The sequence below is a fragment of the Halopiger aswanensis genome, assembly GCF_003610195.1.
In the GTDB taxonomy this organism is placed as follows: domain Archaea; phylum Halobacteriota; class Halobacteria; order Halobacteriales; family Natrialbaceae; genus Halopiger; species Halopiger aswanensis.
The window spans coordinates 986,991-1,013,100 of sequence record NZ_RAPO01000002.1 but is presented as its reverse complement, the minus strand read 5'-3'; the positions used below and the strand labels follow the sequence as shown (position 1 = coordinate 1,013,100).

Sequence of the window (26,110 nt, the reverse complement as noted above, 5' to 3'; positions counted from 1 at the left end):
ACGTTACTGCGTCTCGCCGCCGTCGGCGGCGATCACGTCCGCGTCGGCGTCAGTTCCTTCCTGCTGGCTCTCGGCCGTCTGGTCACCCTGCGCCTCGCGCTGGCGCTGGTACCGAACCCGCAGGATGTTCCCGTACATCGAGAGGGCGAGTCCGATGAACAGCACGAGGACGCCGATGTTGATGGCGATCGTGCGGAAGATGTTCCCCTCGTTGAACGCCAGCGTTTCGGGGATCGGGTAGCCGCCGTAGGTCATGCTGCCGGCCAGCACGCCGGCGATGCCGATGATGACCATGGCGCCGAACAGGTTCGTCGCCCACTTCCAGGTCGGCTTCAGCCGCAGGTTCTCGATCCCGGTGGTGTCGTAGTCGTCGGGATCGCCGTGGAAGTTCGGCGTCTCCTCCTTCGGGAGGAACGCCTTCATCTCGACCGGGTAGAAGGCCGGATGGCAGGCGTGCTCGAAGGTGTGGAACATCACGCCCATGAACATGATGATCCCGAGGAGGCCGTGGAAGGCGACGAAGCCCATGGCGACCGACTGGGTGTTGTAGAAGTCGATCAGCCACGTCTTCTGCCAGATGAGTAGCCCCGAGATCATCAGCAGGACGAGCTCGACCGCGAAGATCGCGATGACGCCCTTGCCGACGTACGACAGCAGCGGCACCTCGTCGGCCTTGTAGCCGGCGAACTGCTTGGCGTGGGGGTGGCGCTCCTCCGCGTAGCCGAGCGCGAACTTGACGTCCTGGACGAACGCCGCCGTATCGTTCTTGAGGTCGGGGAGCACGTCGCGCAGGTTCGACCGGCTCGAGGGGCGCAGCAGCATGTACAGCACCCAGAACACGGTCAGCACCATGAGCGCGAAGCCGGCGGCGCGGTGGATGGTCAGGACCCACTCGTTGCCGCCCATGAGTTCGACGAGCCACCACAGCTCGGCGTTGAACGCGATGGAGTACCCTGTAAAGAACAGGAAGAATACGGTCAACGCCAGCAGCGAGTGGAAGATCGTGGTGACGCGGGAGAACTTCCCGTGGTCGAGGTTCGTCACGCGGCGTCACCCCCGTTGGCGCGGGCGGTCTCGTCGGTGGCGCTGGACTCGACGCCCCCGTCGGTCGCGACGTCGGCGTCGGCTCCCGATCGCGCTTCGGGTTCGGCACCCGCCGGCGGCTGCATCCGGTCGCTGAGCCGGCGGAACGCCGCCCAGTGGATCGCGACCATCACGATGATGAACGCGCCCATGAGCACGTCGGCGATGTGCAGGAGCGAGACCAGGGCGTTCAGCAGCGGTTCGGTGTTGCCGGCGACCCACGCGGTGCCGACGCCCCCGCCGCCGACCGTCGGTCGGATACGCAGCAGCGTCTGGTAGCTCGGCCCCTGGACGAGCCAGATCGAGCCGACCGCGACGGCGGCGCTCACGACCGCGGCGATCCAGAACGCCGCAGTGTCCGAGAGTCCGCCGGTGTCCGCGTCCGTCGGTGTATCTTGCTCGCTCATGATTCGAACAGTTGGGCGTCCTCCTTCCCGAAGATGATTTCCATCGCTTCGTCGTTGAAGAACGGCTGGCTGTCGCGCTTCTCGAGTTCGTCGGCGATCTCGCCGGCCGTCCCGACCAGCAGTGCGTTGGTCGCACACTCGTCGACGCAGGCCGGCCCCTGATCGGCCATCTGGCGCTCCTTGCAGCCGGTACACTTCTCCATGGTGCCGCCGGTGCCGACGATTTCGGCCGAGCCCTCGTCCTCCTTGGGGAACTGCGGCGCGCCGAACGGACAGGCCGAGAGACAGTACTGACAGCCCACGCAGAGGCTCTCCTTCAGGTCGACGAACCCGTCGTCGCTCTTCTGTAGGGCGTCGGTCGGACAGACCGAGATACAGGGGGCGTTCTCGCAGTGGAAACACTGCATCGGCACGTTCGTCTCGCCGGGGTTCGCGCCGTCGGCCAGCGCCGCGGACTGGCGACCGTTGTAGCCCTCGTCGGCCTCCTGACCTTCGAGCATGTTGACGATGTCAATCCGTTCGCGGTCCGGACCGACGTCCCAGGTGCGTTTACAGGCGACGACGCAGCCGCCGCAGTCGATACACGCTTCCACGTCCGGGAAGAGGCGCATTCCCTCCCCGGTGGTCATGTTTCCGTCGCTGATTCGCGCGGTCTGCTGTTGTTCGTTTGTTGACATCCTTAGTTAGTCGTCTGCGAGCATGTCGTGCTCTCGCACGTCGTACTGTTTCTGGAGTCCGAGTCCCTCCTCGTCCTGCGGGAAGTCGATGAACTCCATGTCGAGTTCCTCGATCCGTTCGGGCGTGGCCTTCTCGACGCGGACCATGCCGACCTTCGTCTCCTGCATCTGGGTCTCGGCGTCGAAGCCGTGGGCGGTGACGATGTTTACGGAGTCGCCGATCGCCAGCGGCTTCGTGCCCTCGGGCCAGTCGTCGGACTTGTCCTTGCCGCCGAAGACGCCGCCCCAGTGGTAGGGGAGGAAGACCTCGTCGGGGTGGGGTCGGTAGTCGACCTTCGCCTTCACGAGGATCGCGCTCTTGGCGTCGTGAGCGGAGTGGACGATGACCTCGTCGCCGCCGGTGATGCCCATCTCCTCGGCGCGGTCGGGGTGGATCTCCGCGTACATGTGGGGCTGGCGGTCGGCGGTCATCTCGTTGTTCCGCGTCTCGGAACCGCCACCCTGGTGTTCGACCTGTCGGCCGGAGGTGAGGATGACTTCGAACCCTTTCTCGTGGACCGCCTCGGTGGCCTGCTGCTGGGTCTGGCCGTTGTTCTGGTCGAGACGGTAGACGTTCTGCTGGAAGCCGTTGGCCGGCCAGTCTTCGGCGAGGTCGGGGTACGGACTCTCGATCGGTTCGCGGTGAACCGGCACCGTGTCGAGGAAGTTCCAGGCGACGGCGCGGGCCTTCCCGCGACCCGTCGGCGGATCCGGCTGCTCGACGTCGTACTGCTCCCAGAACTCCATGTCGAGGTCGTGGCCGTACTCCTCCTCGAGCGCCTGGGCCGCGTCGTAGGGCGACTGATCCGGACTCAGCGCGTACTCGACGGGCAGGGACATCTCGCTGGGGTTCGTGATATCGTCCGGCAGCGTCGTCGTGTAGTGGGGGTACTGCGGGACGCCCTCGATCTCTTCGTCCCACCAGTCGGGCTGGTAGGGCTCGCGGAGCATCTCGAGGCCCTCTTCGCCGTGTTCGTCGTAGGTCTCCTGGAGCGGGTACTCCCGGTCGACGTCCATCGCCTCCCAGTCCTCGGGCGACGGCGCCTCGGTACCCCAGTTGGCGCGGAAGTCGTGCCCGCCCTCGCGGGGGTCCATGTCGTCGCGCCAGATGATCGGGGTGCCGGTGTGGCCCTCGCCCCAGTAGGGCCAGGGCAGCGACCAGTACTCGCCGCTGACCGGCAGCCCCTCGGAGTCGGCTCGCAGCGTCTCGGTATTGAACGCGTAGTCGTACTCGCGGTGTTGCTGGAGCTTCTCGGGGGGCTGCTGGTAGCCGATCGAGCGCACGCCGAGGTTGATCTCCCGGAGCGCGTCCTCGTAGGTGCTCTTGCCGTTGTGGATCTCCTCGCCGCTGCCCCAGTCGAAGTGCTCGCCGAAGCCGAACCGGTCGGCCAGCTCCTGCATGATCTGGAGGTCGGGCTTGGAGTTGTGGGCCGGCTGGCCGGCGGGCTCGGACCACTGCACGGACCGGTGCGTGTTCGTCAGCGACCGGTAGTGCTCGTACTGGCTCGAGGCCGGCAGCAGGATGACGTTGTCCTCGTCGGAGAGGGTGCCGGCGACGGCGGGGAAGACGTCGACGACGACCAGCAGGTCGAGCGCCTCCATCGCCTGCTTCATCTTGTCCATCTCGTTGATGGAGTTGGCCGAGTGGCCCCAGAGGAACAGCATCTTCAGCGGGTTCGGCTGGTAGAGGTTCGACTCGTGGAGTCGCTCCTCCTGGGGGAGTGCGGCCTCGTACCAGCGGGCGACGGTCAGCCCGGACTGGAACATCATCGAGCGGGTCGTGACCTCGTCCGGCCGGTACTCGTCGCCGCCGAGGCTGTCCTGCACCTCGGTGTCGACCTGTGCGGTCGTGATGGTCTCTTCCGTCTCGCCGAGGTCCGCAAAGAGGTCCTCGGGCATCATGTCGAACCGGCTGTACATGTCGTTGAAGTCCGTGCTCCCGCTGGTCCACGGACTCTGATTCCAGACGTTCGCCCAGTGGGCCCACGACCCGGGCGAACTCACCGAGTAGTAGCCCGGCAGGATGTCGGCGTCGACGCCGAGGTCGGTCGCACCCTGGACGTTCGCGTGGCCGCGCATGACCTGGAGGCCGCCGCCCGAGCGGGCTGCGCTGCCCGATGCGAGGCTAAGCAGCGCGTACGAGCGGATGTTCTGGGTCCCGTTGTTGTGCTGGGTCCCGCCCATCGCCCACTCGATCTGGACGTTGGGCTTGTTCTCGATGATCAGGTCGCCGATCTCCTCGAGATCCTCGACGTCGAGCCAGGAGATCTCGGCGGCCGTCTCGAGGTCGTACCGGTCGAGTTCGGCGTAGGCGTCCTCCCAGCCGTTGACCCGATCGGAGAGCATCTCCTCGTCGAGCTCGTCCTGCTCGTCGAGGTAGTGGAGCAGGCCCATCATGATCGCCACGTCGGTCCCCGGCCGCATCCGGTAGTAGTGGTCGGCGTGGGCCGAGGTCTTCGTGTAGCGCGGGTCGATCGAGACGATCGTCCCGCCCCGGGCCTGGCCCTCGAGGATGTGCTGCATCGCGATCGGGTGGGCCTCGGCGGGGTTCTGCCCGATGATGATGTTGAGATCGAAGTTGCGGTAGTCGTTGATCGTGTTGGTCATCGCGCCGAAGCCCCACGTGTTCGCGAGGCCGGCGACGGTCGGGGAGTGACAGATCCGCGCCTGGTGGTCGACGTTGTTCGTGCCCATAAAGGCCGCCAGCTTCCGGAAGGCGTAGGCCTCCTCGTTGGAGTGGTGGGCGCTGCCGACCATCATCGTGCTGTCGGGCCCGTACTCCTCGACGACATCCTGCCAGGTCTCGGCGATCTCGTCGTAGGCCTCGTTCCACGTGATCTTGCGCCACTCGCCGTTTTCCTTCTTCAGCGGGTGCTTCAGTCGGGTCGGCGAGTGCTCCGTCTCGAGGATGCTCGCTCCCTTCGAACAGAGCGAGCCGTTGTTGATCGGGTTCTCCTTCCAGGGCTCCTGACCCACGAAGGAGTTGCCCTCCTTGACGGCCTTGAACCCGCAGCCGACCGAGCAGTAGTTACAGATGACTTTTGCCGTCTCGGCGTCGTCCTCGACGCCGGTCGATTCGCCCTGGTCGTCGCTGAGAACGCGCCCCGTTGCCCCGCTGCCGAGTATGGTGGCCCCGGCGAGGGCGGACGCCTTCATGAACGACCGCCGGTCGAGATCCAGTGTAACTGGTTCCGTACTCATGTTGGTTGAGATGATATTTGCAGTGACAGTACAGTCTCCCACACACCGATGATTGCCATCCGGTAGGGCTCTTGCCGAGTATAATGAATCTTTGGAATTTATACTTCTTTTTCCGGTGAATGTGTAGAAAAGTAATCGCACCCGATTATCTTCATCCCGAAGGGTAAACTGCGATTGCTTCTATCGATAGAATAGTTGTTAGAATGCAATAATTTAGGGGCGAAAACCGAATTCCGTCACGCAACATCTTTTACCGTCCGGCGGTTTCGGCTCGCTAATGAACGTCGGCTCTTTCGTCTGTTCGTGCGCTGGCACCTGCGACATCGATCTGGAGGCGGCGCGCGACGGGATCGACCACGTCGACGTCGCCGCCAGCTCCCGGATGCTCTGTCAGGACGGACTCTCCGGCATGGAACACGTCATCGAGGAACACGACCTCGATCAGCTCATCGTCACCTGTCCGGAGGCTCCGGCCCAGGAGAAGATCACCGAAGCGGCCACCGAGAACGGCCTGCATCCCGACGCGGTCTCGTTCGTCGACCAGCGCGAGGGCGCGGGCTGGGTCCACGGCGAATCCGAGGCGACGGCCAAGACCGCCCGGATGGTCAACGCGCGCTACGCGGGCCTGGAACACGAATCGGTCCACCAGTCGCTCACCCACGAGGCCGGCGACGCCGTCGCGGTCGTCGGCGACGCCGAAACCGCCGCCGCGCTGGCCGAGGACGCCGACGTGACGCTGATCGCGAACGGCAACGACTACGCGAACTCGGACTACGACCTCGAGGACGTGACGATCGAGCGCGGCCGCGTCGTCGCGGTCGACGGCAAGTACGGCGAGTTCGAGGTCACCGTCCGCGCGCAGGTCACCGAGGACTGCATCGCCTGCATGAAGTGCGTCCACGAGGGTCCCGACGGCGCGGTGACGCGCTACCCGGTCGACATCGACCCCGAGGTCGACGACGAGTCGCTGGCTGAGTGCTGTCCGACCGACGCCATCGACCTCGACGGCGTCGAGCGCACGCTCGAGGTCGATCAGGTCGTCCATCCCTCGGCGACGGATTCCGCCCGCGGCGGCCGGATCGGCTTCTACACCGCCCCGATCACGTCCGAGAAGATCGCATCGATCGAGCGCCACCTCGGCGGGCTCACCAAACCCGAGTTCCTCGACCTCGAGATGGACGTCTGCGCGGCCGGCGACTCGAGCCGCGTCGGCTGCAACGAGTGCGTCGAGGCCTGTCCGCACGACGCGGTCGAGCGGTCGGGCATCGACGAGGTCGAGTTCAACACGGAACTGTGCCAGAACTGCGGCGCCTGTACCAGTTCGTGTCCGACGGGTGCAACCCAACTGCGCGAACCCTCGAACGAGCGTATCGCCCGCGAGGTCGAGGAACTGCTCACGCCCGACGAGGTCGAAGATAGCTGGATCCCGGGCCGGGGCGGCTCCGGCCTCGAGGAGTCCGTCGTCGCCTTCGTCTGCTCGGAGCAGGCGGCCGACGCGCTGGCCGAGTACGGGCGCCTCGCAGCCGCCGGCCGCGAGGACATCGAGTACCCGCCGATCCTCCCCGTCCAGGTCAACTGTACTGATACCGTCGGCGAGGCCCACGTCATGCACGTGCTGGCCTGCGGCGCCGACGGCGTGGCGATCGTCGGCTGCGGCGGCGACTGTCTGCACTCCGGACCGGACCCGAAGGCCGAACTCGTCCGCCGACTCGACGTCGCCACGGACGACCTCGGCCTCGGCAAGCGCGTGGAGTTCTTCGCACCCGATCCGAACGAGCCGCGGGCGTTCGTCGAGGAGATCTCGACGTTCGTCGTCGGCCTCGAGGAGTCGCCGATTCCGGAAGGCGAGCACGAGGCGACCGGCGAGATCGACGACCCCGAGCGCGAGAACCCCGCCTTCGACAGTCACGGCTGGACGCTCGAGAGCGTCCGCGCGATCCTCGAGCACGTCGACCCCGAACGGGAGGTGATCCGCGGGTTGAAGGACTTCGGCCGCGTCGAGGTCGACGACGCGTGTACGCTCACGCCGACGTGTTCGACGCTCTGTCCGACCGACGCGCTGCGTCGCACGCAGGCCGGCCTCGAGTTCAACCACGAACGCTGCGTCAACTGCGGCCTCTGCGAGGACGGCTGCGTGGAGAACGCGATTACGGTCGAGGAAGGGCTCGATCTCTCCCTGCTGCCCGAGAATCAGCCGAGTGAGAGTGCGGACGACGCGGACGGTGATGCGGATCCCGCGTGGACCCAGGTCTTCGAGGGCTCGATGCTCGAGTGCAAGAACTGCGGCACGGAGTTCACGAGCGAGCGATCGGCCGAACGGATCAAAGGCGAGGTCGGCGACCTCGTCTCGGGGATGGCCCCGAACGCGGACGGCAGCATCTTCGACTACTGTCCGGAGTGTCGCTCGATGCTGCTGTACAGCCGAGGTGACGACTGATGAGTATGGATATGGAAGCCGTCTACGCGGCACGACTCGATCTGGTCGAGTTCCTGATCACCGCAACCCACGACGCGCCGCCCGAGGAGTTCCTCGAGGACGTCCTCAGCGGGGACGTTGCGTCGCCCTCGGGGAGCGTCAACGACGACCTCGATACGGGATTCGACCTGCTGGAACAGTTCATCGACCAAAACCGCGACCGGCCGCTCGAGGAGGTCGCCGACGAGCTCGAGGTGGAGTACACGCGGCTGTTCGTCGGGCCGCGGCCGCCGGTAATTCCCCACGAGACGTACCACCGCGAGGACACGGACTACCTGGGCGACGGCCTCCCGAAGGTCGAAGCGAGCTACGGCGCGGCGGGCTGGAGTCCGCCCGAGGATTACCCCGAGGAGAACGACCACGTCGCGGTCGAACTCGCCTTCCTGCGGTACTTAGTCCGGTCCCAGTACCAGGGCCGAGAGGAGACGCTGGGCTACCAGCGGGTCTTCCACGAGGAACACCTCTCGCACTGGATCGACGACTGCGCGGCGTCGATCGTCGAGGAAGCGGACGAGCCGTTCTACGAGGCGGTCGGCCACCTTCTCGCCGGCTACGCCGCGTTCGAAGAAGAGATCGCCCTGCAGGTTAGCTGAGCGATCGCGCGGAACAGATTCCCGGAGCGAGTATAGCTGCTCCGTTCGATTCCGATTCGAGACGCGTGGTCGCGTTAGTTCGAGTCGGACGCGTCCGACGACTCCGAGGCCTTCCGCGACTTCTCCTTGAGTTCGTCGTCGAACTCGACGTTACCGTCGACTTCGCCCTCGGTGACCTCGTGCGCGCCGGTATGCGTCCACGCGTCGTCGTCCGTCTCCCCGTTCTTCGGTTTCCAGTCGGTCTGTTTGCGCTGCATCGTTGCTCTCTGGTTGCGTCGATCGTCGTATAATCCTTCCGCTCGCGTCGATTTCCGTTGTCGATTCGTCAGGTAAGAAGGTCGATAGGTCGATTCGATCAGGCTTCGGGCATCTGTTCGGTCTCCTCGAGGAACGCCCGCGCGAACAGGTCGACGTGCATCTCGAGGACGGCCTCGGGTTCGAGGCCGTGCGTCTCCGCTTGACGCTCGAGCAGCGAGGCGAGGTCGTCGGTCGGTTCGTACCGGACGGTCATCGTCTCGTCGTCGACCGCGAACGCGACGTTCCGCGCTCCCGAGACCAGGTGTTCGATCTCGAGCAAAGCCTGTTCGACCTTCTGCTCGACGGCGGTCGTCTCGTCCGTGAGCCGGGAGTCCCCCCACTCGCGGGCGGCCTCGAGGAAGCGGTCGCTCAGTTCGATCTCGAGGGTCTCGGGCATGTTACTGGGTCCCTTCCGGCGGGAATTCCTCTGGCAGCGGCTCGGTCTCGCCGAGTTCGCCGTAGACGAGCACCACGAGGAGGGCGATCGCGCCGAGGACGCCCAGCCCGATGAGGCCGACGACGCCGCTCTGGCCGACCCAGTCGCCGTAGACGACCGCTCCCATGCTCGAGGAGACGTTCAGTATCGTCAGGAAAGCCCACGCACCGAACGCAAGCAGCCCGATCAGTACGAGTTTGTTCTGCCGAAACGCCGTTCGGAGTCCCATAGCTATCTCTCGACTGGTCGTGTCTGTTGGGGCAGTATTAACGTTTCGGAGCCCGTGACCGTCGCAGGCGGAAAAGTAGTCGTCCCTATGACAGCTCCCAGCCCGCCTTTTCCGCCGCGGTCTCGAGCGGGATGTACTCCCAGTCGGCGGCGTCGGCGATGGTCTCGCCGCGCTCGCCGGTGCCGATGACGACCATCCGCTCGGCGTAGAACATCGACGTGCGGTCGATCTCGGCGAGCCGTTCGCTCGGGTCCGTTCCGCTACCGGTAAAGAAGTCGGCGTCGAGGTTGTGATCGCGCTGGAACTTCGTGATCGCGGGCGTGCCGACGTCGCCGACGATCCCGATCCAGTCGCTCCAACTGTAGGCGTCCGCGAAGACGGCCGCCGGATGCTCGAGGTGCTGGAGCGCCTGGTAGGTAAAGGCGATCGTCATGTCGTCGACGCCGCCGCCGTGGGGTCCCTCCGCGGCCGATCCTGCGGGGCGAGGTTCCGCCGGTTCGGCTGCGCCTGGCTCCCCACCGTCGTCCGCGCCGGCACCGGCACCGGCGCCTCCGGTCGCCGCCGGAATCCCGACCGGCTTCCCCGACTCCGCTTTCGGTACGTGGGGGGCCGGCTGCGAGTTCTGGTCGACTGCGTTCGCGTTCCCGTCGGCGCCGGGTGCCTCCGCGCCGTCGCTATCTTCGCCAGCGTCGTCCGACTTCACCGCCGGGCCGGTCGTTCGCGGCGGCTCGTCCTCCGGGTCGCCCTCGCCGCGCCAGAACCAGTCGCCGGGGTTCGATTCCTCCTCCGGCTCGTCGTCGTCGCCGACGTCGAGTTCGTCGAGGTCGATTCGTTCGGTCACTGTTGGTCACCTCGTTTCGCGTTCGCGTTCGTAACTGCATCGACCGCAAGATCCGCGAGCCCGAGTCGCTCGAGCGTCTCCGGGGTCGGTCGCCCCTCTTTGTCCCAGCCGCGGTACTCGTAGTACTGATCGAGCATTCCTTCGAACGCCTCAGCTGCGACGGCGTTGCCGTCGTTGGGGCCGCCCTCGAGCGGCTCGGTTAGCTGTGCGGGCAGTTCGTCGTCGGCCCGCGAGAACCCCTCGCGGACGTTGAACAGCCGCACGAGCGTCCAGATCCGCTCGCCGACCCGCTGGAGTTCCGCGGGGTCGTAGTCGGCCGCCCGGCCGCTCGCGGCGAGCCACTCCGCGCCGAGGTCGGGCGTGAGCGCCTCGCCGAAGAAATCGTCCGCGATGAGGCTCCAGAGGACCGCACGACGGTCCTGCTCGGCGGCGACCGTCACGACGCGCTCGGCGATCGTCCAGTCGCCCTCGATCGCCTCGGTCTCGACCGGTCGCGCCCGCCGGTGGCAGGCCCCCCGGTCGCTGGTCGCGTAGGCAAGCGCCATCGCGGCCGAGCCGCGCGGATCGTAGGAGGGCAGTTCCATCCCCTTCACCGACGGGATCAACTCGTCGGCGCCGTAGGCGTCGGCCGCCGCCTCGACGCCGTCGGCCAGCGCGTCGCCTAATGGACTCGAGCGCGTCGCGATCTCCTCGATGAGCGTACGAGCGTCGTCCTCGTCGCCGAAGGAGAGGTCCCGCTCGAGGTGGCCCTCTTCGCTGGCGCGCATCGCCCAGGCGACGGCGTTGCCGCTCGAGATGACGTCGACCGCGAGCCGGTCGCAGATCGAGCCCAGCGTCGCGACGGCGTCGAAGTCGTCGATGCCGAGCCCGGAGCCCAGCGCGATCGGCGTCGAGCCCCGCGGGACGGTGTCGCCGTCGTCGCTCCCGACGCGGAAGCCGCCGGGAACGGGGTCGTCGGCCCGCTCGCGCTCGAAGGCGGCCTCGCGGACGGCCTCGATGCCGACCGAATCGGCGCCGTCGAAGCGGCCCTTCTGCCAGCCCCGGGTCGGGAGGACGCCGACCTCGTTCGCGAAGTCGACGGTTTCGACCGTCTCGCTGGCGGCGTGCCACCGGCCGGTTTCGTCGTCGGCGAACGCGGCCTCGTCGCGCTCTCTCAGCCGCCGCAGTTCCGGCGGCGATTCGGGCGCATCGTCGCGGGCGACGACCGCCTTCAGCCGCTTCGAGCCCATAACCGCTCCTGCGCCGCCGCGGCCGGCGTGGTGGTCGCCGCCGTCCGAGGCGATGGTCGCGTACGAGACGACGTTCTCGCCGGCGGGGCCGATACACGCGACCGCCGCGTCGGGGACCCGCTCGTCGACCTCCCGGGCGTCGAGTCCCCACCAGTCGTCGGCCGGTTCGATCGACACCTCGCCGTCGGCGACCTCGAGGGCGACGGGTTCGTCCGCGCGGCCGGTCACCAGAACCCCGACGTGATCGCCGAGCGATCCTGCGAGCCGGTCGGCCATCGAGCCGCCGGCGTAGGAGTCTAAGAAGGCGCCGGTCAGCGGCGACTTCGTGACGACGACGTACCGCTGTTCGCCGGGAAGATGGCCGGTCAGCGGCCCCGTGAGAAAGAGCAGGGCGTTCTCGCCGCCGAGCGGGTCCGCTCCGGCCTCGAGTTCCTCGTAGAGGTAGCGAGCGCCCAGTCCCTTCCCGCCGACGTACTTCCGGCGCCACTCCGCGGGCACCGGCTCGGTCGTGACGGCTTCGGTCGTGAGATCGACCCGGACGATGGAGTCCCCCTCTCCCATACAGTCTCGTCCCAGTAACGACCGGACGGAAGGAAAAGTGTCTCGCTTTGCGAAGTTGACTTTCACGCGAGCTTATAGCTTCTCGCGGTCGTTCCGGTAGCGGACCTGGACCCGCGGGCCGGGAGTTAGAAGAAGCCGGTCGATTCCTGCAGCGTTCGATAGGTCACGAGGTAGCGGTCGCGGACGACGTCCCGATCGTACTCCGCGAACCGGTCGTCGTACTCGCGGTGCTCGAGGTCGCCGGCTGCGACGATGGCGTCGGCCAGTTCCTCCTCGCTCGTGGTCCGAAAGCCACGGTCCCAGCCCTCGACGAGTTCGTGAGCGCTCGAGTCGACGTGGTACTCGACGATGCCGACGCAGCCCGACGCGAGCGCCCAGAGCATCTCCGTCGGAAACACGCAGTGCTCGGCCGTCTGTGCGAAGACGTGGGCGCCGCGGTAGGCGGCGATCCGTTCCTCGAGCGAGCACTCGCCCGCGAACGTGATTCGGTCGTCGATCCGGAGGTCGCTCGCGAGTTGTTCGTAGTTCTCGCGCTCGGGGCCGTCGCCGATGACCGTCGCCGACCAGTCGCGATCGCGGAGTTCCGCCAGCCCGAGCAGGAGGCTCTCGAGGTTCGCCCCCTCGTCGAGCCGGCGAGCGTAGACGACGTCGACCCGGTCGTCGGGCTCGACCGACCGGATGCGCTCGAGATCGATCGGGTTCGGGACCGTCTCGATGGCGTCCTCGCTGACGCCGAGTTCCCGGAGCCACGTCGCGACGAGTTCCGACGGCACGTGGATCCGGTCGGCGCGGCCGGCCGCCCAGCGGTGCCACCGGTCGTTTCGGACGCCGCCGTCGCCGTACCACTCGAGGACCGTCGGCGCGCGGGCCAGCGTCGCGCCGACGCTCGCGGCGACCACCTGACTTGGTGGATTCGCGCTCGCGTGGACGATATCGGGTTTCGCGCCGGCGAGTGCGGTCGGCAGCCGGAGCGCGAACGATGAGCGAGCGTCGGGCTCGCTGACGAGTCCGTGGTAGGTCACGTCCTCGCGCTCGAACGTGTCGTGCTCGCCGTCCCAGAACTGTGCACAGAAGACGTGGACGTCGTGGCCCGCTTCCTCGAGTAACTCCCAGATCGTCTGCATGCGCCGGTTCGTCTCGGTGTCGCGGTGGTGGACCGTTGCTAACGAGACGAACGCGACGCGCATACTCGGTCGCCACGTAGTCCCGGGCTATAAAGTCACTTTTTTCGTTTCGTTCGACGAGCGGCGACGGTTTTCGCGGCGAGGCGACCCTCGTACGGTATTACTCGCCGTCGTCGTCATCGCCGAAATCGAAGACCTCCTCGAGGAAGGAATTGATCGGGCCCAAGAATCCGTCGTCGTCAGCGTCGTCTTCCGATTCGGGTTCGTCGCCAGCGTCGCCGGCATCGCTCTCGGAGTCGGCGTCCTGGTCTCCCTCCTCGCCGGCTTCGTCGTCCGTCTCGGATGACTCGTCCACCGCGTCGTCGTCTGCATCGGCTTCGCTCTCGTCCGCCGCGGTGTCGGCGTCCGCGGCGTCGGTCTCGTCATCGTCGTCGGAGTCTTCCGCGTCCGCTTCGGGATCGAAATCGGACGCCGCGTCGTCTTCCGACTCCTCGTCCTCGGTATCCGTCTCGCTGGATCCGTCGCCGCCATCGGTCCCGAGTTCGTCCTCGTTCTCGTCGTCGGTCTCGCCGTCATTCTCATCCGTCCTGTCCTCCTCGTCGGTCTCGTTTTCGTCTTCTCCTCCGTCGCTCTCGTCGTCCTCGCCGTCCTCATCGGCGTTATCTTCGTCCGCCTCGTCTTCACCGTCTTCGTCCTCATCAGCAGCTTCGTCGTCGTCCTCCTCGTCCTCTCGATCGTCATCTTCGCCGTCCTCAGCTTCGTCATCCTCGCCGTCCTCACCTTCGTCCGCTTCGGCTTCCGAATCATCGTCCTCCGCTTGCTCCTCGTCCGCTCCGTCTCCTTCGTCCCCATCGTCTGCGGCCGCGTCGCTCGTCGTTTCGTTTTCGTCGGTCTCGGCGTCGGTCGAACCGTCCGCCGAATCCGTCTCGGTTTCGCTCGAGTTCGAGTTCGAGTCCGCGTCGTCGATCGACTGCGACGCGTCGGCGACGCGACCGTCGTCATCGCCCCCGATCGACTCGAGTTGGTCGCCCTCCTCGGCCCCCTCCGTTTCGACCGGCGACGGGTCGGTGACGAACTCGGGACCGATGGCGGCGACGATCGCGCCACACGAGACGAGGACGATCAGCATCGTCATGAGGACCACGCCGACGGGATCCCCTCGATCCGAATCCGCATCCGGATCCGTGTCCCGATCGTCCGCTCCGTCCGCGGCCGCGTCTGTCATAGCAGGTCCACGGGAGTCGCCGGGCTTTGTTAAGCACGGTACAGTAACGCACGTCCGTCGGGTCGCGTCGGCTATTGCTCCGCACGTCGCCATCGTTCGCACCCAATCGAGGGACCCGCGCTCGGCCCGCAATCGCCGACGGCGCGGCTGTACGGTCGCCCTACGTTGATAGTCTCGCCATATCGCCGACTCGAGCGAAGATTTCGGTTGCTCCCGCCGAGTTCGTCCCGGGGAACTCTCCGGAACCCAAACGACTACCGCCTCGAGTCGAGACGACTCCGGTATGGGCTACGACATCGAACGCTATCTCAACATTCGCAGCGCCTACGGCGCGTCGTTCGGCCCCGACGGCGAGCGCCTCTCCTTCCTGATGAACACGACCGGCACGGCACAGGTCTGGACGGTTCGGGAGCCCCAGGAGTGGCCCGAACAGCGGACATTCTACGACGAAACGGTGAGCTTCGCCTCGTGGTCGCCCGAGCGACCCGAACTGATCTTCGGGATGGACGAGGGCGGCAACGAGCGCGCCCAAATCTACCGGCTCGACGCCGAGACGGGCGAGATCGAGAACCTGACGGCGATGCCCGACGCCAAGCACCGCTGGGGCGGCTGGAGCCACGACGGCGACCGGTTCGCGTTCGCCTCGAACCGCCGCGACGAGGCCGTCTTCGACATCTACGTGCAGGGCCGCGACGAGACCGGCGAGGACGCCGAACTCGTCTACGAGGGCGACGGCTGGCTCTCGCTGTCGGGCTGGAGCCCGGACGACTCCCGCCTGCTCGTCTCGCAGGCCTACTCCAACTTCGACCAGGACCTGTACGTCCTCGACCTCGAGGCCGACGACCCCGACCTCGAGCACCTCACGCCCCACGAGGGCGACGTGCGCTACCAGAGCGCGAGTTGGGCGCCCGACGGCGAGGGGATCTACCTCGTGACCGACGAGGGCGACGCCGATACCCTCTACCTCGCGTATCTGGACCTCGAGACGAAGGACCTCGAGACGGTCGCCGACGGGGACGGCTGGAACGTCGACGGCATCGCGCTGGACGACGAGACGGGTCGGTTCGTCTACTCGCGCAACGTCGAGGGCTACACCGATCTCACGGTCGGCGAGTTCGATCCCGACGCGCCGACCGAGTTCGAGACGTTCCCCGAGCCCGACCTGCCGGGCGGCATCTCCGGCGGCGTCAGCTTCGGTCCCGACGCCGAGCGGTTCGCGCTGTCGACGACCGGCGACGCGGTCAACACGAACGTCTTCGTGGTCGACCTCGAGACCGGTGAGACCGAGCAGTGGACCCGCGCACCCACCGCCGGTATCCCGCCCGAAACGTTCGACGAGTCCGACCTCGTCCACGTCGAGAGCTTCGACGGGCTCGAGGTGCCGGGCTTTCTCACGCTCCCGGACGACTACGAGGAGGGCGACGCGAACGACGGCGACGGCGTCCCCGTCATCGTCGACATCCACGGCGGCCCCGAGAGCCAGCGCCGCCCCTCCTTCTCTTCCGTCAAGCAGTACTTCCTCGACCGCGGCTACGCCTACTTCGAGCCCAACGTCCGCGGCTCCGCGGGCTACGGTGCCGACTACGCCACCCTCGACGACGTCGAGAAACGGATGGACTCCGTGGCGGACATCGAGGCCTGCGTCGAGTGGCTGCAGGACCACCCCGCGGTCGACCCCGACCGCATCGCCGCCAAAGGGGGGTCGTACGGCGGCTTCATGGTCTTGGCCGCGCTGACCGAGTACCCCGACCTCTGGGCGGCCGGAATCGACGTCGTCGGCATCGCCAACTTCGTGACCTTCCTCGAGAACACCGGCGACTGGCGCCGCGAACTCCGCGAAGCCGAGTACGGCTCGCTCGCGGAGGATCGGGAGTTCCTCGAGGAGATTTCGCCGACGAACAACATCGAAAACATCGAGGCGCCGCTGTTCGTCCTCCACGGCGAGAACGACCCCCGCGTTCCGGTCGGCGAGGCCGAACAGATCGCCGAGAAGGCTGAGGCGCAGGGCGTCCCCGTCCGCAAGCTGATCTTCGAGGATGAGGGGCACGGCTTCTCGAAACTCGAGAACCGCATCGAGGCCTACTCCGCGATTGCGGACTTCCTCGACGAGCACGTCTGAGCGGCGAACGTGGTCGAGCGCGGTCGCCCCCGCCGTCGAGGCCGCACCCGACCCGACTCGAGCGGTGGACGGAGCGCTATCACGTGTTGAAATAACTTCCAGAACTATTTACACTTACTCGCCGTCGGGTTTCGTGTGCCCGCTATCGAAACCTCCGCACTGACGAAACGGTACGGCGACGACGTCCTCGCCGTCGACGACCTCGAGTTGGTCGTCGAGGACGGCGAGATATTCGGCTTTCTCGGCCCCAACGGCGCCGGGAAGTCGACGACGATCAATATGCTCTTAGATTTCGTCCGGCCCACCACAGGCCGCGCAACGGTACTCGGCCACGACGCGCAGGACGAGGCCGACGTCATCCGCGAGCGTATCGGGGTCCTCCCCGAAGGTGCGACGCTGTACGATCGGCTTACCGGCCGCGAACACCTCGAGTGGGTGATCGACACCAAGGGGTCGGACGAGGACCCCGACGCCCTGCTCGAGCGGGTCGGTCTCGAGCCCGCGGACGGTGACCGATCCGCCGGCGGCTACTCGAAGGGGATGCAACAGCGGCTCGGCTTCGCGATGGCGCTGGTCGGCGATCCCGATCTGCTCGTCCTCGACGAACCCTCGTCGGGGCTCGACCCGACTGGCATGCAGGAAATGCGCGAGATCATCGCCGCCGAAGCCGACCGCGGCACGACGGTGTTCTTCTCGAGCCACATCCTCGGCGAGGTCGAGGCGATCTGCGACCGCGTCGGGATCATGAACGCCGGGCGGCTCGTCGCGACCGGAACCCTCGACGCGCTGCGGGCGGATCTCGACCTCGACGCCTCGATCACGCTCGAGGTCGAGCGCGTGCCGGACGCGCTCGTCGACGACCTCGAGCGCCACGAGGGCGTCCGCTCGGTGACCGTCGACGACTCGAGGATCGCGGTCTCCTGCGCCGCGACGCCGGTGAAGTACGACGTCGTGACGGCGGTGGGCGAGGTCGCCGACGTCCGCGACATCGTCTCGGAGGACACGTCGCTCGAGCAGCTGTTCAACACGTACACGAACGGCGAGCAGCCGGCAGTGGGAGCTGCCGGCGCTGACCGTGCTGAGTCGTCGGAAGCCGTCGAGGAGGTATCCGCATGAGCACCCTCTCGGTCGCCAGGAAGGATTTGCTCGACGTTCGGCGGTCGAAAACCGTCTGGGCGGTCGGAGCGCTGTACACGCTGTTCGCGGTGCTGTTTTTCTACCTCGGCCAGATCAGCACGTCCGAACCCGACGTCATCATGCAACTCCTTTCGCTTGCGAGCATCGGCGCGCTGTTCATTCCGCTCATCGCGCTCGTCACCGCCTACCTCGCCATCGCCGGCGAACGGGAGTCGGGGAGCATCAAGTACCTGCTCTCGTTGCCGAACACGCGCCGCGACGTCGTCCTCGGGAAGTACCTCTCCCGCGGGGCCGTCGTCGGCGCCGCGATCGTCTTCGCGTTCGCCGTCGGTGCGGTGCTGACGCTGCTCTGGTATCCGTCGCTCGAGGCGGCCACCTTCGCTCGAGTCGTCGGTCTGACGCTGTTGTTTACGCTGGCGTACGTCGCGGTCGCGATCGGCATTTCGGCGGCGACGAGTTCCCGGTCGCGCGCGATGGGCGGCGCGATCGGCTTTTACTTCGTCGGCAACCTGCTGATGGTCTTCCCGGGGCTCTCGATCGTCGGCCTGTTCCAGTACGCGCTGAACGACCGCCTCGGGTTGGGCATCTCGGAACACGCGTTCGAGTTCGTACGGCGACTCAGCCCGACCGTCGCGTACGAGGAAGCCATGCCGCTGGCGTTCCCGAACGACGAGATCACGCTCACCGGGACCACGGACGTGCCCGCGTACCTCGAGCCCGAGGTCGCCGTGCTCGTGCTGGTCGCCTGGCTCGTCGTGCCGGTCGCGCTCGGACTGTGGCACTTCGATCGCGTCGATCTCGGGTGAGGGTTCGGCGACCGGACTCGCGATCGTAGCTCGGCGGTCGATTCCGTTTCGGTGCCTCTCTTTCCGGCACGTGACAGTCACCGTCGCGTACGGGTAGCGTGGGAAGTTTTCACACTGGACGGTGAGGCCTCGCCTATGGGACTTCGAACTGCCATCGGACACAACCCGCTGGTCGCGTTCGGACTGCTGTTCGCGGCGGTCTGGACCGGACTGATCGGGTTCAACGTCGCCGGACAGATGGGCGGTGTCACGCCCGGCAACTGGGTCGGCCAGCACGGCTTCGGCGGGCTAATGGGGCTGATCGTCCTGCTCACCTTCCTCGCGCTGATTCTGGTCGCGCTCGGCGAACTCGGCGAGCCCGATCCGGCGCCCGACGAGTGGCCACCCGAGGAGTAGTCCGTCACCTGCAGGAGTCCATCCCGCGCCGTCACGTCTCTCGCATCCGATGATTCACGACGATACCCCTTTGCACGTTCGAGTGCAATCTCGATCCGGTCTCGGAGGTACAGCATGACTCTCTCGATCACCGTCAGCGAGCGCTTTCAGACTGCCGCCGCCGACTGGGGCGACAACCGACTGATGGACGATGAGGAGGCCCTCGAGGTCAAGGCCGAGCAGGCCTTGCTCGAGATCGAACACCTCGTCGCCGACGCGACCGACGTCGAGTTCACCGTCGAGGGCGAGACGATCCACCACGAGCCGAGTCCGGAGCTCGAAACGTTCCTCGAGCGTCAGGCCGAGCGCCACGGCGTCGACCCCGAGGACGTGCTCGAGATGCACGTCAACCTGTTCGCTCGAGCCTTTCTGGACGACCGCTCGGGCGAAGGCGCACAGTCGTCGGACGATCCGCGGCCCGGCCGGTAGCGCCGCGGCTCGCTCGAGTCGGCGCCTTTGCTGTTCGACCGACGCCTAAAGTACCATGACTGACAGCGAAATCGCCACAAAGCTATATCCGTGCCACTGAATCACACGTAGACGTATGACCCACACCAACTGGGAGACGAACGCGGGTCCCGACGGGAAACGTGGGAAGAAGGTATGGACGCACACGGCGCCCCACTACGTCAACGACGCCGAGTGCGACGGCGACGTCTCGTTCTCCGACGAAGTGCTCGAGGGTTTCGTCGACGACGTAGAGGACGAGCCGGAGGTCGACGACGCGACCGACGGGTAGTCAGGCCATCTGCACCGCGATCTCCTCCTCGAACGCGACGTAGCCCTCGAGGACGTCCGCGACGGCCGCGTAGAACGGCTCCCCGGTCTGCTCGCGGACGTCCTCGGCGAATGCCGGAATCCACTCCGAGAGGTGTTCCTCGTGGAAGACCCGCTGGTAGCCGAACGTCTCCTCGTAGCCCTCGCGCTGTCGTCGGATCAGGTTCCGGAGGAACGCCAGTTCGACGGCGACGTAGTCGTTCTCCTCGGGGTAGTCCTCCGGCGGCGACCAGCCGGCCGCGCCGTAGCTGGCCTCGACCTTCGCGAGGCCCGCACCGCGGAAATCCGTATCTTCGCGGAAGTAGGTCTCGTGGGGAAGGATCGGCGGTCGCGGCCCGACGAACAGCCGCGTGAACTCGCGCTCGAGGGCCTCCTGGACGGCGTCGGGATCGCGGTGCTCGTTCTCGGCGATGAACGAATCCAGCCGCTCGAAGCCCCGATCGAGTCGGTCGTTGACGCTGCCCTCCGGGAAGGTGACCTCGTCGTTCAGCAGCGTCGCGACGAACTCCGTCGTCGGCACGTCCGCAAACGCGTCGATCAGGAAGTTCACGAGCTCGAGGCGGGCCTCGTAGAGCGCGCGCTGGTCGACGCTCATTCGCGTTCACCTCCGGTGTCGGTGCGGCCGGCGGTGTCGGGACCGCTCGGTCTGTTGGATCCGCCCCCGCGGTCGTACAGCAGTTGCGCACGACAGTTGTCGCAGTAGTCGAAGACGCTGCCCGCTGCGTTCGACGCGACGCCGGCGACGACCTCGCCGACTTCGCCCTCGATTTTCCGCGCGGTGCCCTCGCTGGCGAACGGCTCGCCGCAGTTGCGACACTCGCGCATCTCGCCGTCGTGGACCGTGACCCAGGCCGGTTCCGACTCGTCGTCGCGGCGCTCGGGCAGCAACGACAGGTGGAGGCCGTCGTGCATCGTGATGGCGTCCTCGACGCAGCCCTCCTCGCAGGTCCCGCAGTTCACGCAGCGCTCGTGGTTGAACTCGAGGACGGCCCCCTCCTCGTCCCGCCGGATCGCATCGGTCGGACAGATGGTCGAACAGGTCGGCGTGAACGTACAGCTATCGTCGACGGCCAGCCGACCGAAGTCCTTCAACCCGCGGATCACCTCGCGCTCGGGGTCGACGTGTTCGAGGATCGCGCGGACGCTCTCGAGCGTCCAGCCGTGACTGTCGAAGGCGGGGTTCTCGCGGCCGGAGTCGTCGATTGTCCCCGTCGCTTCGTGCTCGCCCTCGGGAATCGGCGACTCCTCGAGTTCGACTGCGAACGTCGAGATCGCTTCGACGAACGCGCCCGGTTCGTCGGGGGCGGGCGCGAAGAATTCGAATCGCTCGCCCAACTCGAGGTCGCGGCTCGCCCGATTCAGCCGGCGGACGAGGTCGGCCTTCGGGTCCGGCCCCGAGTGGAGACAGTCGCCGCCGCAGCCGACGATCGCCACGCCGTCGGCGCCGCAGGCCAGCGCGTGCATCGCGTGGGCTTCCCCGACGGTATCGGTGCAGTTCACGCGCACGGGGAGGATCGGTGGGTACTCGACGTCGACTTTTCCCGCGGCGGCCAGCCGGCCGTACTCCCGCAGCGCGTCGTCGGCCTCTTCGGAGCAGACGAAGGCGACGATCGGCGTCTCGAGGTCCGAGCCCGACCGGTTCAGCAGCCAGCCGCCCTCGTCGTCGGTCCGCCGGAGGAGCGCCTCGATTTCGCGGGCGATGCGCTCGTTCGAGGGCTCGCGCAGTTGCGTCGCGCCGGTCGGACAGGCGCTGGTGCAGGCCCCGCAGTTCTGGCAGGCGTCCTTGTGGAACTCGACCTCGTCGATCTTCGTCCGCTCGACGGCGTCGTGCGGACACGCCTCGACGCACTCGTTACAGCCCGGCTGGCTCGAGTCGCCGGCTGCACAGACGTCCATCTCGAGGTCGAGGTGGTCGGGCTTCTCGAGGCCGCCGACGTGGCGTTTCACGGCTGCGATCGTGGCCGCGTCGATCGGCGCGGTGTAGAAGCCGATCCGGCCACCCCGCGTCCGCCGGCTCGCGGCGGGATAGACGATTTGATCGACCTCGAGCGTGCGCTCGACGCCCTCGAGGTCGATGGCGTCGGTCGGACAGACCTCGGTCCACGCGCCGTCGGGCGCGTCGGGATCGACGTCGACCGGGTAGCGCGTCACGGCGCCGTCGGGACCCTCGTGGACGCACTTCATACAGGAGATGCAGTCCTCGGTAACGCAGGCCTCGAGCCGAACCGTGAACTCGCCGTATCGGCCGTCGACGTCGACGACGCGACCGCGCTCGATCGTGACGTCCTCGAGATCGGCGGCGCTGTCCACGTACTCTCGCCCGTCGGCGATCAGGGTTACGTCGGCGTCTTCGGCCAGCGCGGCGGCGGTCTCGGGGTCGCCGACGACCGCGACGCTGTCGCCGGCCTCCCGCGAGATCGAGCGGGGAATCGACTCGGCCTCGAGACCCGCCGTGCGGGCGTTGATCGTGCGAGCGGTCTTGGCCGTCGCGCCGGCCTCGTCGTGGACCCAGCCCGCGCTCTCGCGCTGGTCGACGAACGAGACGGCGTCGGGGTGGACGCCCTGCTGCTCGGCGACGCGCCGGAGCTTTCGCTGGACGCGCTTCTCCGGGCAGGTGACGATCACCTCGTCGAGGTCGTACTCCTCGATCACCCGCTCCATCGCGGGGAGGCCGTCCTCGCACAGCAGGCGCGAACTCGCCGCGACGTCGACGCCCTCGATCCCGTCCCGAGCACCCTCGAGGTCGATATCGCAAGTGTCTGCGCACGAACAGACGAAGCTTCCGACGTTCATCCCGTTGTGCTATCAGGTGGCACGGTAATAGCGTTATGTAATGAACGATTGTGTTTCACGAGTATTTTCATATAAACGAGTATCATCGTGAGAATGTTCGACTCAATTCGGGAATAACATAGGGGAATTGTACGTTCATCGCAGCGTACTCGAGCAAATATTCATAACCGTTGACCGGGAACGATCCGGTCTAGGTATGGGTGTCTATAGCATGGTGTCGCATCGGGCGGTGCGATACGCGATCGTCACGACAGGGGTATCGCAATGAGCGCCGGGGAAGACCCGGTCACGATCGACCTCGACCGGCGCTCGTTCGTGAAAGCCAGCGCGCTCGCGGGCGGGGTCTTCCTCGGCGGCGGGGCCGCCGGCCACGCGCTCGGCGGCACGCAGGAGGAGCAGGGCGACGACGGCGTCCCCGAGGGCCAGGAGACGTCGAAGGTGATCTGTAACTACTGCGCCGTCGGCTGCGGCTTCAAGGCGGTCAAGGACGGCAACTCCTTCGTCGCCCAGGAGCCGTGGTTCGAGAACCCGATCAACAACGGCTCGCTCTGTTCGAAGGGCGCGGGCATCCTCGAGACGGAACACTCGCCCAAGCGCCTGAAACATCCCATGCGCAAGGAAGACGGCGAGTGGCGCCGCGTCACCTGGGACGAAGCCTACCAGGAGATCGCCGACACGTGGGAGCAGACGATCGAGGAGTACAGCCGGGAGAGCGTCATGTTCCTGGGCAGCGCCCACCACTCCAACGAGGCGGCCTACGCCAGCCGCAAGTTCGCGGCGTTCATGGGGACGAACAACATCGACCATCAGGCGCGGATCTGCCACTCCCCGACGGTCACCGGCCTCGCGAACACGTGGGGCTTCGGCGCGATGACCAACACGATCAACGACTACCGCAACTTCGACCTGCTCATCATTTTGGGGCAGAACCCCGCCGAGTCCCACCCGATCGCGATGCAACACATCCTCGAGGGCCAGGCCCGGGGCGGGACGATCGTCTCGATCGACCCGCGTTACACGAAGACGTCGGCCCACGCCGACTACTTCTACCGGCTGCGCCCGGGGACGGACGTCGCGCTGGTGTTCGGCCTGCTCAACTACGTCAACGAGCAGGGCGAACTCGACGACGAGTTCCTCGAGGGCCGCGTGATGGGCTGGCCCGACGCCGAAGCCGAACTCGACGAGTACGACCTCGAGACGGTGTCGGACATCACCTGGATCGATCAGGGCGATCTCGAGGAGATCGGCGACCTGATCATCGAGAACAAGCCCCAGATTCAGGTCGAGTGGGCGATGGGCGGGACCCAGCACAACAACGGGACCCAGAACATCCGTTCCTACGCCCTGTTCAGCCTCGCGACCGGGAGCGCCGCCCGTTCGGGCGGCGGCCTCCAGGTCATGCGCGGGCACGCGAACGTCCAGGGTGCGACCGACCTCGGCGTCGACGCGAGCATCCTGCCGGGCTACTACGGCGTCGACGCGCCGGGCTCGTGGGAGCACTGGGCGGACGTTTGGGATACGAGCCCCTGGACCAGCGGGAGCACGTCCTTCGAGGACCTGTACGACAGGTTCGAGCGGATGCCCGACGAGATGTGGTCGGGCCTCGAGGTGCCGACCGCAGTCGAGGAGGGCGAAGCCGAGTCGGAAGACGAGGGCGAAGAGGGAAGCGACGAGGAAGACGGCGGTGGCGACGGCGAGGACGGCGGCGACGAGGACGGCGAAGAACAGGGGCTCCAGGAAGACGCCCCGATCGAGGACGCGGATCCCCAGTCGATGATGTTCCAGCGGGGGCTGACCGTCGCCCGCTGGTACGAGGCCGCCCTCCCCCAAGAGGAGCGGCTGCTCGAGTCGAGCCTCTACCAGCCGGAGCCGTTGAACATGGCCTTCTTCTGGGGCCACTCGGCCAACTCCATCAGCGAGATGGACCGGATGAAGCAGGCCATGGAGAACCTCGACCTGCTTGTCGTCGTCGACGTCTTCCCCGCCGTCGCCGGGACGCTGCCGGACGACGCGGACGTCCTCCTGCTGCCGGCCTCGAGCCAGTACGAGCACGTCCGATCGGTCACCAATTCGCACCGATCGGTCCAGTGGAGCGAAGCCGTCGCGACGCCGGCCCACAACTCCAAGCCGGACCTCCAGATCATGCAGGAACTGGCCCAGTACATGGGCTTCGGCGAGCACTTCGACTGGGGGAACGGGCCGGAGGTCCACAACGGGCGCAGTTCCTACGAGGACGCGCTCCGGGAGATCAACCTCGGCGTGCGCTCGATCGGCTACCAGCAGTCGCCCGAGAAGCTCCAGCAGCACCAGGAGTACGACTGGGCGTTCAACGCCGACGATCTGCGCGCGCAGAACACCGGTACGCCCGTCGACGGCGACTACTGGTCGCTGCCCTGGCCCTACTGGGGCGACGACCACCCCGGCTCGCCGATCATCTGGACGAAGGAGGCCGACCCCCGCGAGGGCGGGCACGACTTCCGCGAGAACTGGGGGACGCAGGCGCCGACGCCCGAGGAGTGGGAGGAGATGAACGTCGACAACGACTACCCGCTCCAGGAAACCTACGACGAGCACGGCGAGGACGGCCTCGATCTGATCGCCGACTCCTTCGAGGCGCCGTGGTGGGACGACCAGGAGGTACAGGGCGTTCCCTCCTATCCCGGCTACGCGACGATCCTGCCCGACGATCCGACGAACCCCTCGAGCCAGACCACGCCGGTCGAGATGGCCTTAGACGAGGACGAGTCGGTCTACGACGCGGCTCAGGAGATCGCCGACGAGTACGGCGACGAGGTCGACGTCGATCCGGCGGAGTACGAGGAGTACGACAACGCCCAGCCCGATCCGCCGACCGGCCGCGGGAAGGCCCGGGCGGTCGTCTGGAACTTCCTCGATCCGGTGCCGGTCCACCGCGAACCGGTCGAGAGTCCGCGACCGGACCTCGTCGAGGAGTGGCCGGCCAACGGCGAACAGCAGAACTTCTGGCGGCTCGATCAGAACAACGCCAGCGTCCAGCAGCAAGCGACCGAAGCCGTCCACACGGAGCTGGGCAGCGACGCCGAGAGCGGCCGGACCGTAATTCTCACTTCGGGTCGCCAGGTCGAGCACCAGGGCGGCGGCGCGGAGACCCGGAACAACGAGTACACCGCCGATCGCCAGCCCCACATGTACGCGGAGATCAGCCCCGCGCTCGCCGAGGAGCTCGACGTCGTCGGCGGCGACGATCACGTCATCGTGGAATCGGCCGACAAGGGCGCGATCCTCGTGAAGGCGAAGGTGACCAACCGCGTCAACGACGAGGAGATCTTCCTGCCCTACCACTGGGGCGGCGTCTTCCACGGCGAGGACCGGACGCCGAACTGGCCCGAGGGCACCGAACCGCTCGCGATCGGCGAGAGCGCGAACATCATCACGCCGAGCGGGTTCGACGCCGAGACCCAGATGCAGGAGACCAAATCCGGCGTCGTCCACGTCCAGAAGGCCACCCAGTCGGTGGTCAACGACTACGACATGGAGTTCATCGACTATCCGCAGGACGAGCACGGGCTCGGCACGCAGAAGCAGTACGACGTCCGCGAGTGGGACATGTACGACGGAGGTGAGCAACTGTGACCCAACAGAACGA

At 66.9% G+C, this 26,110-nt stretch carries 22 protein-coding genes; 9 read left to right on the top strand and 13 right to left on the bottom strand.

Annotated features, from left to right (window positions below):
* Positions 1–3: 3 nt before the first annotated feature.
* The 4 genes from ATJ93_RS11925 to ATJ93_RS11910 are packed head-to-tail and all read right to left on the bottom strand — an operon-like array spanning position 4 to position 5,407.
* A complete protein-coding gene (locus ATJ93_RS11925; RefSeq protein ID WP_120244847.1) occupies positions 4–1,044 on the bottom strand; it encodes a cytochrome b/b6 domain-containing protein in 1,041 nt (346 codons plus the stop codon).
* Positions 1,041–1,490 (bottom strand): hypothetical protein, encoded by a 450-nt coding sequence (locus ATJ93_RS11920; protein WP_120244846.1) that lies wholly within the window; start codon positions 1,488–1,490, stop codon positions 1,041–1,043. Before ATJ93_RS11920 ends, ATJ93_RS11925 begins: the two co-directional genes overlap by 4 nt.
* On the bottom strand, positions 1,487–2,167 hold the full coding sequence (locus tag ATJ93_RS11915) for a 4Fe-4S dicluster domain-containing protein (protein ID WP_120244845.1): 681 nt from the start codon (positions 2,165–2,167) through the stop codon (positions 1,487–1,489). Before ATJ93_RS11915 ends, ATJ93_RS11920 begins: the two co-directional genes overlap by 4 nt.
* Positions 2,168–2,173: 6 nt before the next feature.
* The gene (locus tag ATJ93_RS11910) at positions 2,174–5,407 is read right to left on the bottom strand and encodes a molybdopterin oxidoreductase family protein (RefSeq protein WP_120244844.1); all 3,234 of its coding nucleotides are present in this window, start codon (positions 5,405–5,407) and stop codon (positions 2,174–2,176) included.
* A gap of 277 nt (positions 5,408–5,684) precedes the next feature.
* Here ATJ93_RS11910 and ATJ93_RS11905 point away from each other — a divergent pair, with 277 nt between their 5' ends.
* On the top strand, positions 5,685–7,844 hold the full coding sequence (locus ATJ93_RS11905; RefSeq protein WP_120244843.1) for a hydrogenase iron-sulfur subunit: 2,160 nt from the start codon (positions 5,685–5,687) through the stop codon (positions 7,842–7,844).
* The gene (locus tag ATJ93_RS11900) at positions 7,844–8,476 is read left to right on the top strand and encodes a TorD/DmsD family molecular chaperone (RefSeq protein WP_120244842.1); all 633 of its coding nucleotides are present in this window, start codon (positions 7,844–7,846) and stop codon (positions 8,474–8,476) included. Before ATJ93_RS11905 ends, ATJ93_RS11900 begins: the two co-directional genes overlap by 1 nt.
* Positions 8,477–8,550: 74 nt before the next feature.
* On the opposite strand, the gene ATJ93_RS11895 is transcribed toward ATJ93_RS11900, so the two are convergent.
* The 7 genes from ATJ93_RS11895 to ATJ93_RS11865 all read right to left on the bottom strand — a co-directional run bounded on the left by ATJ93_RS11895 (position 8,551) and on the right by ATJ93_RS11865 (position 14,418).
* Positions 8,551–8,733: a hypothetical protein gene (locus tag ATJ93_RS11895; RefSeq protein ID WP_120244841.1), complete on the bottom strand. Its 183-nt coding sequence runs from the start codon at positions 8,731–8,733 to the stop codon at positions 8,551–8,553.
* Positions 8,734–8,831: 98 nt separating this feature from the next.
* Positions 8,832–9,170: a hypothetical protein gene (locus tag ATJ93_RS11890; RefSeq protein ID WP_211334050.1), complete on the bottom strand. Its 339-nt coding sequence runs from the start codon at positions 9,168–9,170 to the stop codon at positions 8,832–8,834.
* 1 nt (position 9,171) lies between these two features.
* Positions 9,172–9,438 (bottom strand): hypothetical protein, encoded by a 267-nt coding sequence (locus ATJ93_RS11885; protein ID WP_120244840.1) that lies wholly within the window; start codon positions 9,436–9,438, stop codon positions 9,172–9,174.
* 85 nt (positions 9,439–9,523) lie between these two features.
* Positions 9,524–10,279 carry a DUF7124 domain-containing protein gene (locus ATJ93_RS11880; RefSeq protein ID WP_120244839.1) on the bottom strand — a complete coding sequence of 252 codons (756 nt, stop codon included), beginning with the start codon at positions 10,277–10,279 and terminating at the stop codon, positions 9,524–9,526.
* A complete protein-coding gene (locus ATJ93_RS11875) occupies positions 10,276–12,069 on the bottom strand; it encodes an aldehyde ferredoxin oxidoreductase family protein (protein WP_120244838.1) in 1,794 nt (597 codons plus the stop codon). Before ATJ93_RS11875 ends, ATJ93_RS11880 begins: the two co-directional genes overlap by 4 nt.
* 125 nt (positions 12,070–12,194) lie before the next feature.
* On the bottom strand, positions 12,195–13,256 hold the full coding sequence (locus ATJ93_RS11870) for a glycosyltransferase (RefSeq protein WP_120244837.1): 1,062 nt from the start codon (positions 13,254–13,256) through the stop codon (positions 12,195–12,197).
* Between the two features lie 97 nt (positions 13,257–13,353).
* Entirely contained in the window at positions 13,354–14,418 is a 1,065-nt protein-coding gene (locus ATJ93_RS11865; RefSeq protein WP_120244836.1) for an ATPase, read from the bottom strand.
* A gap of 283 nt (positions 14,419–14,701) precedes the next feature.
* On the opposite strand from ATJ93_RS11865, the gene ATJ93_RS11860 reads away from it, so the two are divergent.
* From ATJ93_RS11860 to ATJ93_RS11835, 6 genes are all read left to right on the top strand, one after another.
* Positions 14,702–16,537 (top strand): S9 family peptidase, encoded by a 1,836-nt coding sequence (locus tag ATJ93_RS11860; RefSeq protein ID WP_120244835.1) that lies wholly within the window; start codon positions 14,702–14,704, stop codon positions 16,535–16,537.
* 135 nt (positions 16,538–16,672) lie between these two features.
* Complete coding sequence (locus ATJ93_RS11855) at positions 16,673–17,653, top strand: ABC transporter ATP-binding protein (RefSeq protein ID WP_120244834.1); 981 nt, start codon at positions 16,673–16,675, stop codon at positions 17,651–17,653.
* Positions 17,650–18,480, top strand: coding sequence for an ABC transporter permease (locus ATJ93_RS11850; protein WP_120244833.1), 831 nt, complete (start codon positions 17,650–17,652; stop codon positions 18,478–18,480). Before ATJ93_RS11855 ends, ATJ93_RS11850 begins: the two co-directional genes overlap by 4 nt.
* 135 nt (positions 18,481–18,615) lie before the next feature.
* Positions 18,616–18,876 carry a hypothetical protein gene (locus ATJ93_RS11845; protein ID WP_120244832.1) on the top strand — a complete coding sequence of 87 codons (261 nt, stop codon included), beginning with the start codon at positions 18,616–18,618 and terminating at the stop codon, positions 18,874–18,876.
* Positions 18,877–18,990: 114 nt separating this feature from the next.
* The gene (locus ATJ93_RS11840; RefSeq protein ID WP_120244831.1) at positions 18,991–19,344 is read left to right on the top strand and encodes a hypothetical protein; all 354 of its coding nucleotides are present in this window, start codon (positions 18,991–18,993) and stop codon (positions 19,342–19,344) included.
* A 115-nt stretch (positions 19,345–19,459) separates the two neighbouring features.
* Complete coding sequence (locus tag ATJ93_RS11835; protein ID WP_120244830.1) at positions 19,460–19,654, top strand: hypothetical protein; 195 nt, start codon at positions 19,460–19,462, stop codon at positions 19,652–19,654.
* Here the strand turns inward: ATJ93_RS11835 and ATJ93_RS11830 are convergent, their stop codons facing one another.
* Together ATJ93_RS11830 and ATJ93_RS11825 are read right to left on the bottom strand one after the other, a co-directional pair.
* Positions 19,655–20,287 carry a TorD/DmsD family molecular chaperone gene (locus ATJ93_RS11830; protein WP_120244829.1) on the bottom strand — a complete coding sequence of 211 codons (633 nt, stop codon included), beginning with the start codon at positions 20,285–20,287 and terminating at the stop codon, positions 19,655–19,657. It abuts the gene before it with no gap.
* Positions 20,284–22,485 carry a hydrogenase iron-sulfur subunit gene (locus tag ATJ93_RS11825; RefSeq protein WP_120244828.1) on the bottom strand — a complete coding sequence of 734 codons (2,202 nt, stop codon included), beginning with the start codon at positions 22,483–22,485 and terminating at the stop codon, positions 20,284–20,286. Before ATJ93_RS11825 ends, ATJ93_RS11830 begins: the two co-directional genes overlap by 4 nt.
* A gap of 264 nt (positions 22,486–22,749) precedes the next feature.
* Between ATJ93_RS11825 and ATJ93_RS11820 the strand changes: the two genes are divergently transcribed.
* Entirely contained in the window at positions 22,750–26,097 is a 3,348-nt protein-coding gene (locus ATJ93_RS11820) for a molybdopterin-dependent oxidoreductase (RefSeq protein WP_120244827.1), read from the top strand.
* Positions 26,098–26,110: the final 13 nt, after the last annotated feature.

Bases quoted from the DNA above. Each gene is read 5' to 3' on its own strand.
- ATJ93_RS11920 (WP_120244846.1), bottom strand. From the start codon at position 1,490: ATGAGCGAGCAAGATACACCGACGGACGCGGACACCGGCGGACTCTCG.
- ATJ93_RS11915 (WP_120244845.1), bottom strand. From the start codon at position 2,167: ATGTCAACAAACGAACAACAGCAGACCGCGCGAATCAGCGACGGAAAC.
- ATJ93_RS11910 (WP_120244844.1), bottom strand. From the start codon at position 5,407: ATGAGTACGGAACCAGTTACACTGGATCTCGACCGGCGGTCGTTCATG.
- ATJ93_RS11905 (WP_120244843.1), top strand. From the start codon at position 5,685: ATGAACGTCGGCTCTTTCGTCTGTTCGTGCGCTGGCACCTGCGACATC.
- ATJ93_RS11900 (WP_120244842.1), top strand. From the start codon at position 7,844: ATGAGTATGGATATGGAAGCCGTCTACGCGGCACGACTCGATCTGGTC.
- ATJ93_RS11895 (WP_120244841.1), bottom strand. From the start codon at position 8,733: ATGCAGCGCAAACAGACCGACTGGAAACCGAAGAACGGGGAGACGGAC.
- ATJ93_RS11890 (WP_211334050.1), bottom strand. From the start codon at position 9,170: ATGCCCGAGACCCTCGAGATCGAACTGAGCGACCGCTTCCTCGAGGCC.
- ATJ93_RS11885 (WP_120244840.1), bottom strand. From the start codon at position 9,438: ATGGGACTCCGAACGGCGTTTCGGCAGAACAAACTCGTACTGATCGGG.
- ATJ93_RS11875 (WP_120244838.1), bottom strand. From the start codon at position 12,069: ATGGGAGAGGGGGACTCCATCGTCCGGGTCGATCTCACGACCGAAGCC.
- ATJ93_RS11870 (WP_120244837.1), bottom strand. From the start codon at position 13,256: ATGCGCGTCGCGTTCGTCTCGTTAGCAACGGTCCACCACCGCGACACC.
- ATJ93_RS11865 (WP_120244836.1), bottom strand. From the start codon at position 14,418: ATGACAGACGCGGCCGCGGACGGAGCGGACGATCGGGACACGGATCCG.
- ATJ93_RS11860 (WP_120244835.1), top strand. From the start codon at position 14,702: ATGGGCTACGACATCGAACGCTATCTCAACATTCGCAGCGCCTACGGC.
- ATJ93_RS11850 (WP_120244833.1), top strand. From the start codon at position 17,650: ATGAGCACCCTCTCGGTCGCCAGGAAGGATTTGCTCGACGTTCGGCGG.
- ATJ93_RS11845 (WP_120244832.1), top strand. From the start codon at position 18,616: ATGGGACTTCGAACTGCCATCGGACACAACCCGCTGGTCGCGTTCGGA.
- ATJ93_RS11840 (WP_120244831.1), top strand. From the start codon at position 18,991: ATGACTCTCTCGATCACCGTCAGCGAGCGCTTTCAGACTGCCGCCGCC.
- ATJ93_RS11835 (WP_120244830.1), top strand. From the start codon at position 19,460: ATGACCCACACCAACTGGGAGACGAACGCGGGTCCCGACGGGAAACGT.
- ATJ93_RS11830 (WP_120244829.1), bottom strand. From the start codon at position 20,287: ATGAGCGTCGACCAGCGCGCGCTCTACGAGGCCCGCCTCGAGCTCGTG.
- ATJ93_RS11825 (WP_120244828.1), bottom strand. From the start codon at position 22,485: ATGAACGTCGGAAGCTTCGTCTGTTCGTGCGCAGACACTTGCGATATC.
- ATJ93_RS11820 (WP_120244827.1), top strand. From the start codon at position 22,750: ATGAGCGCCGGGGAAGACCCGGTCACGATCGACCTCGACCGGCGCTCG.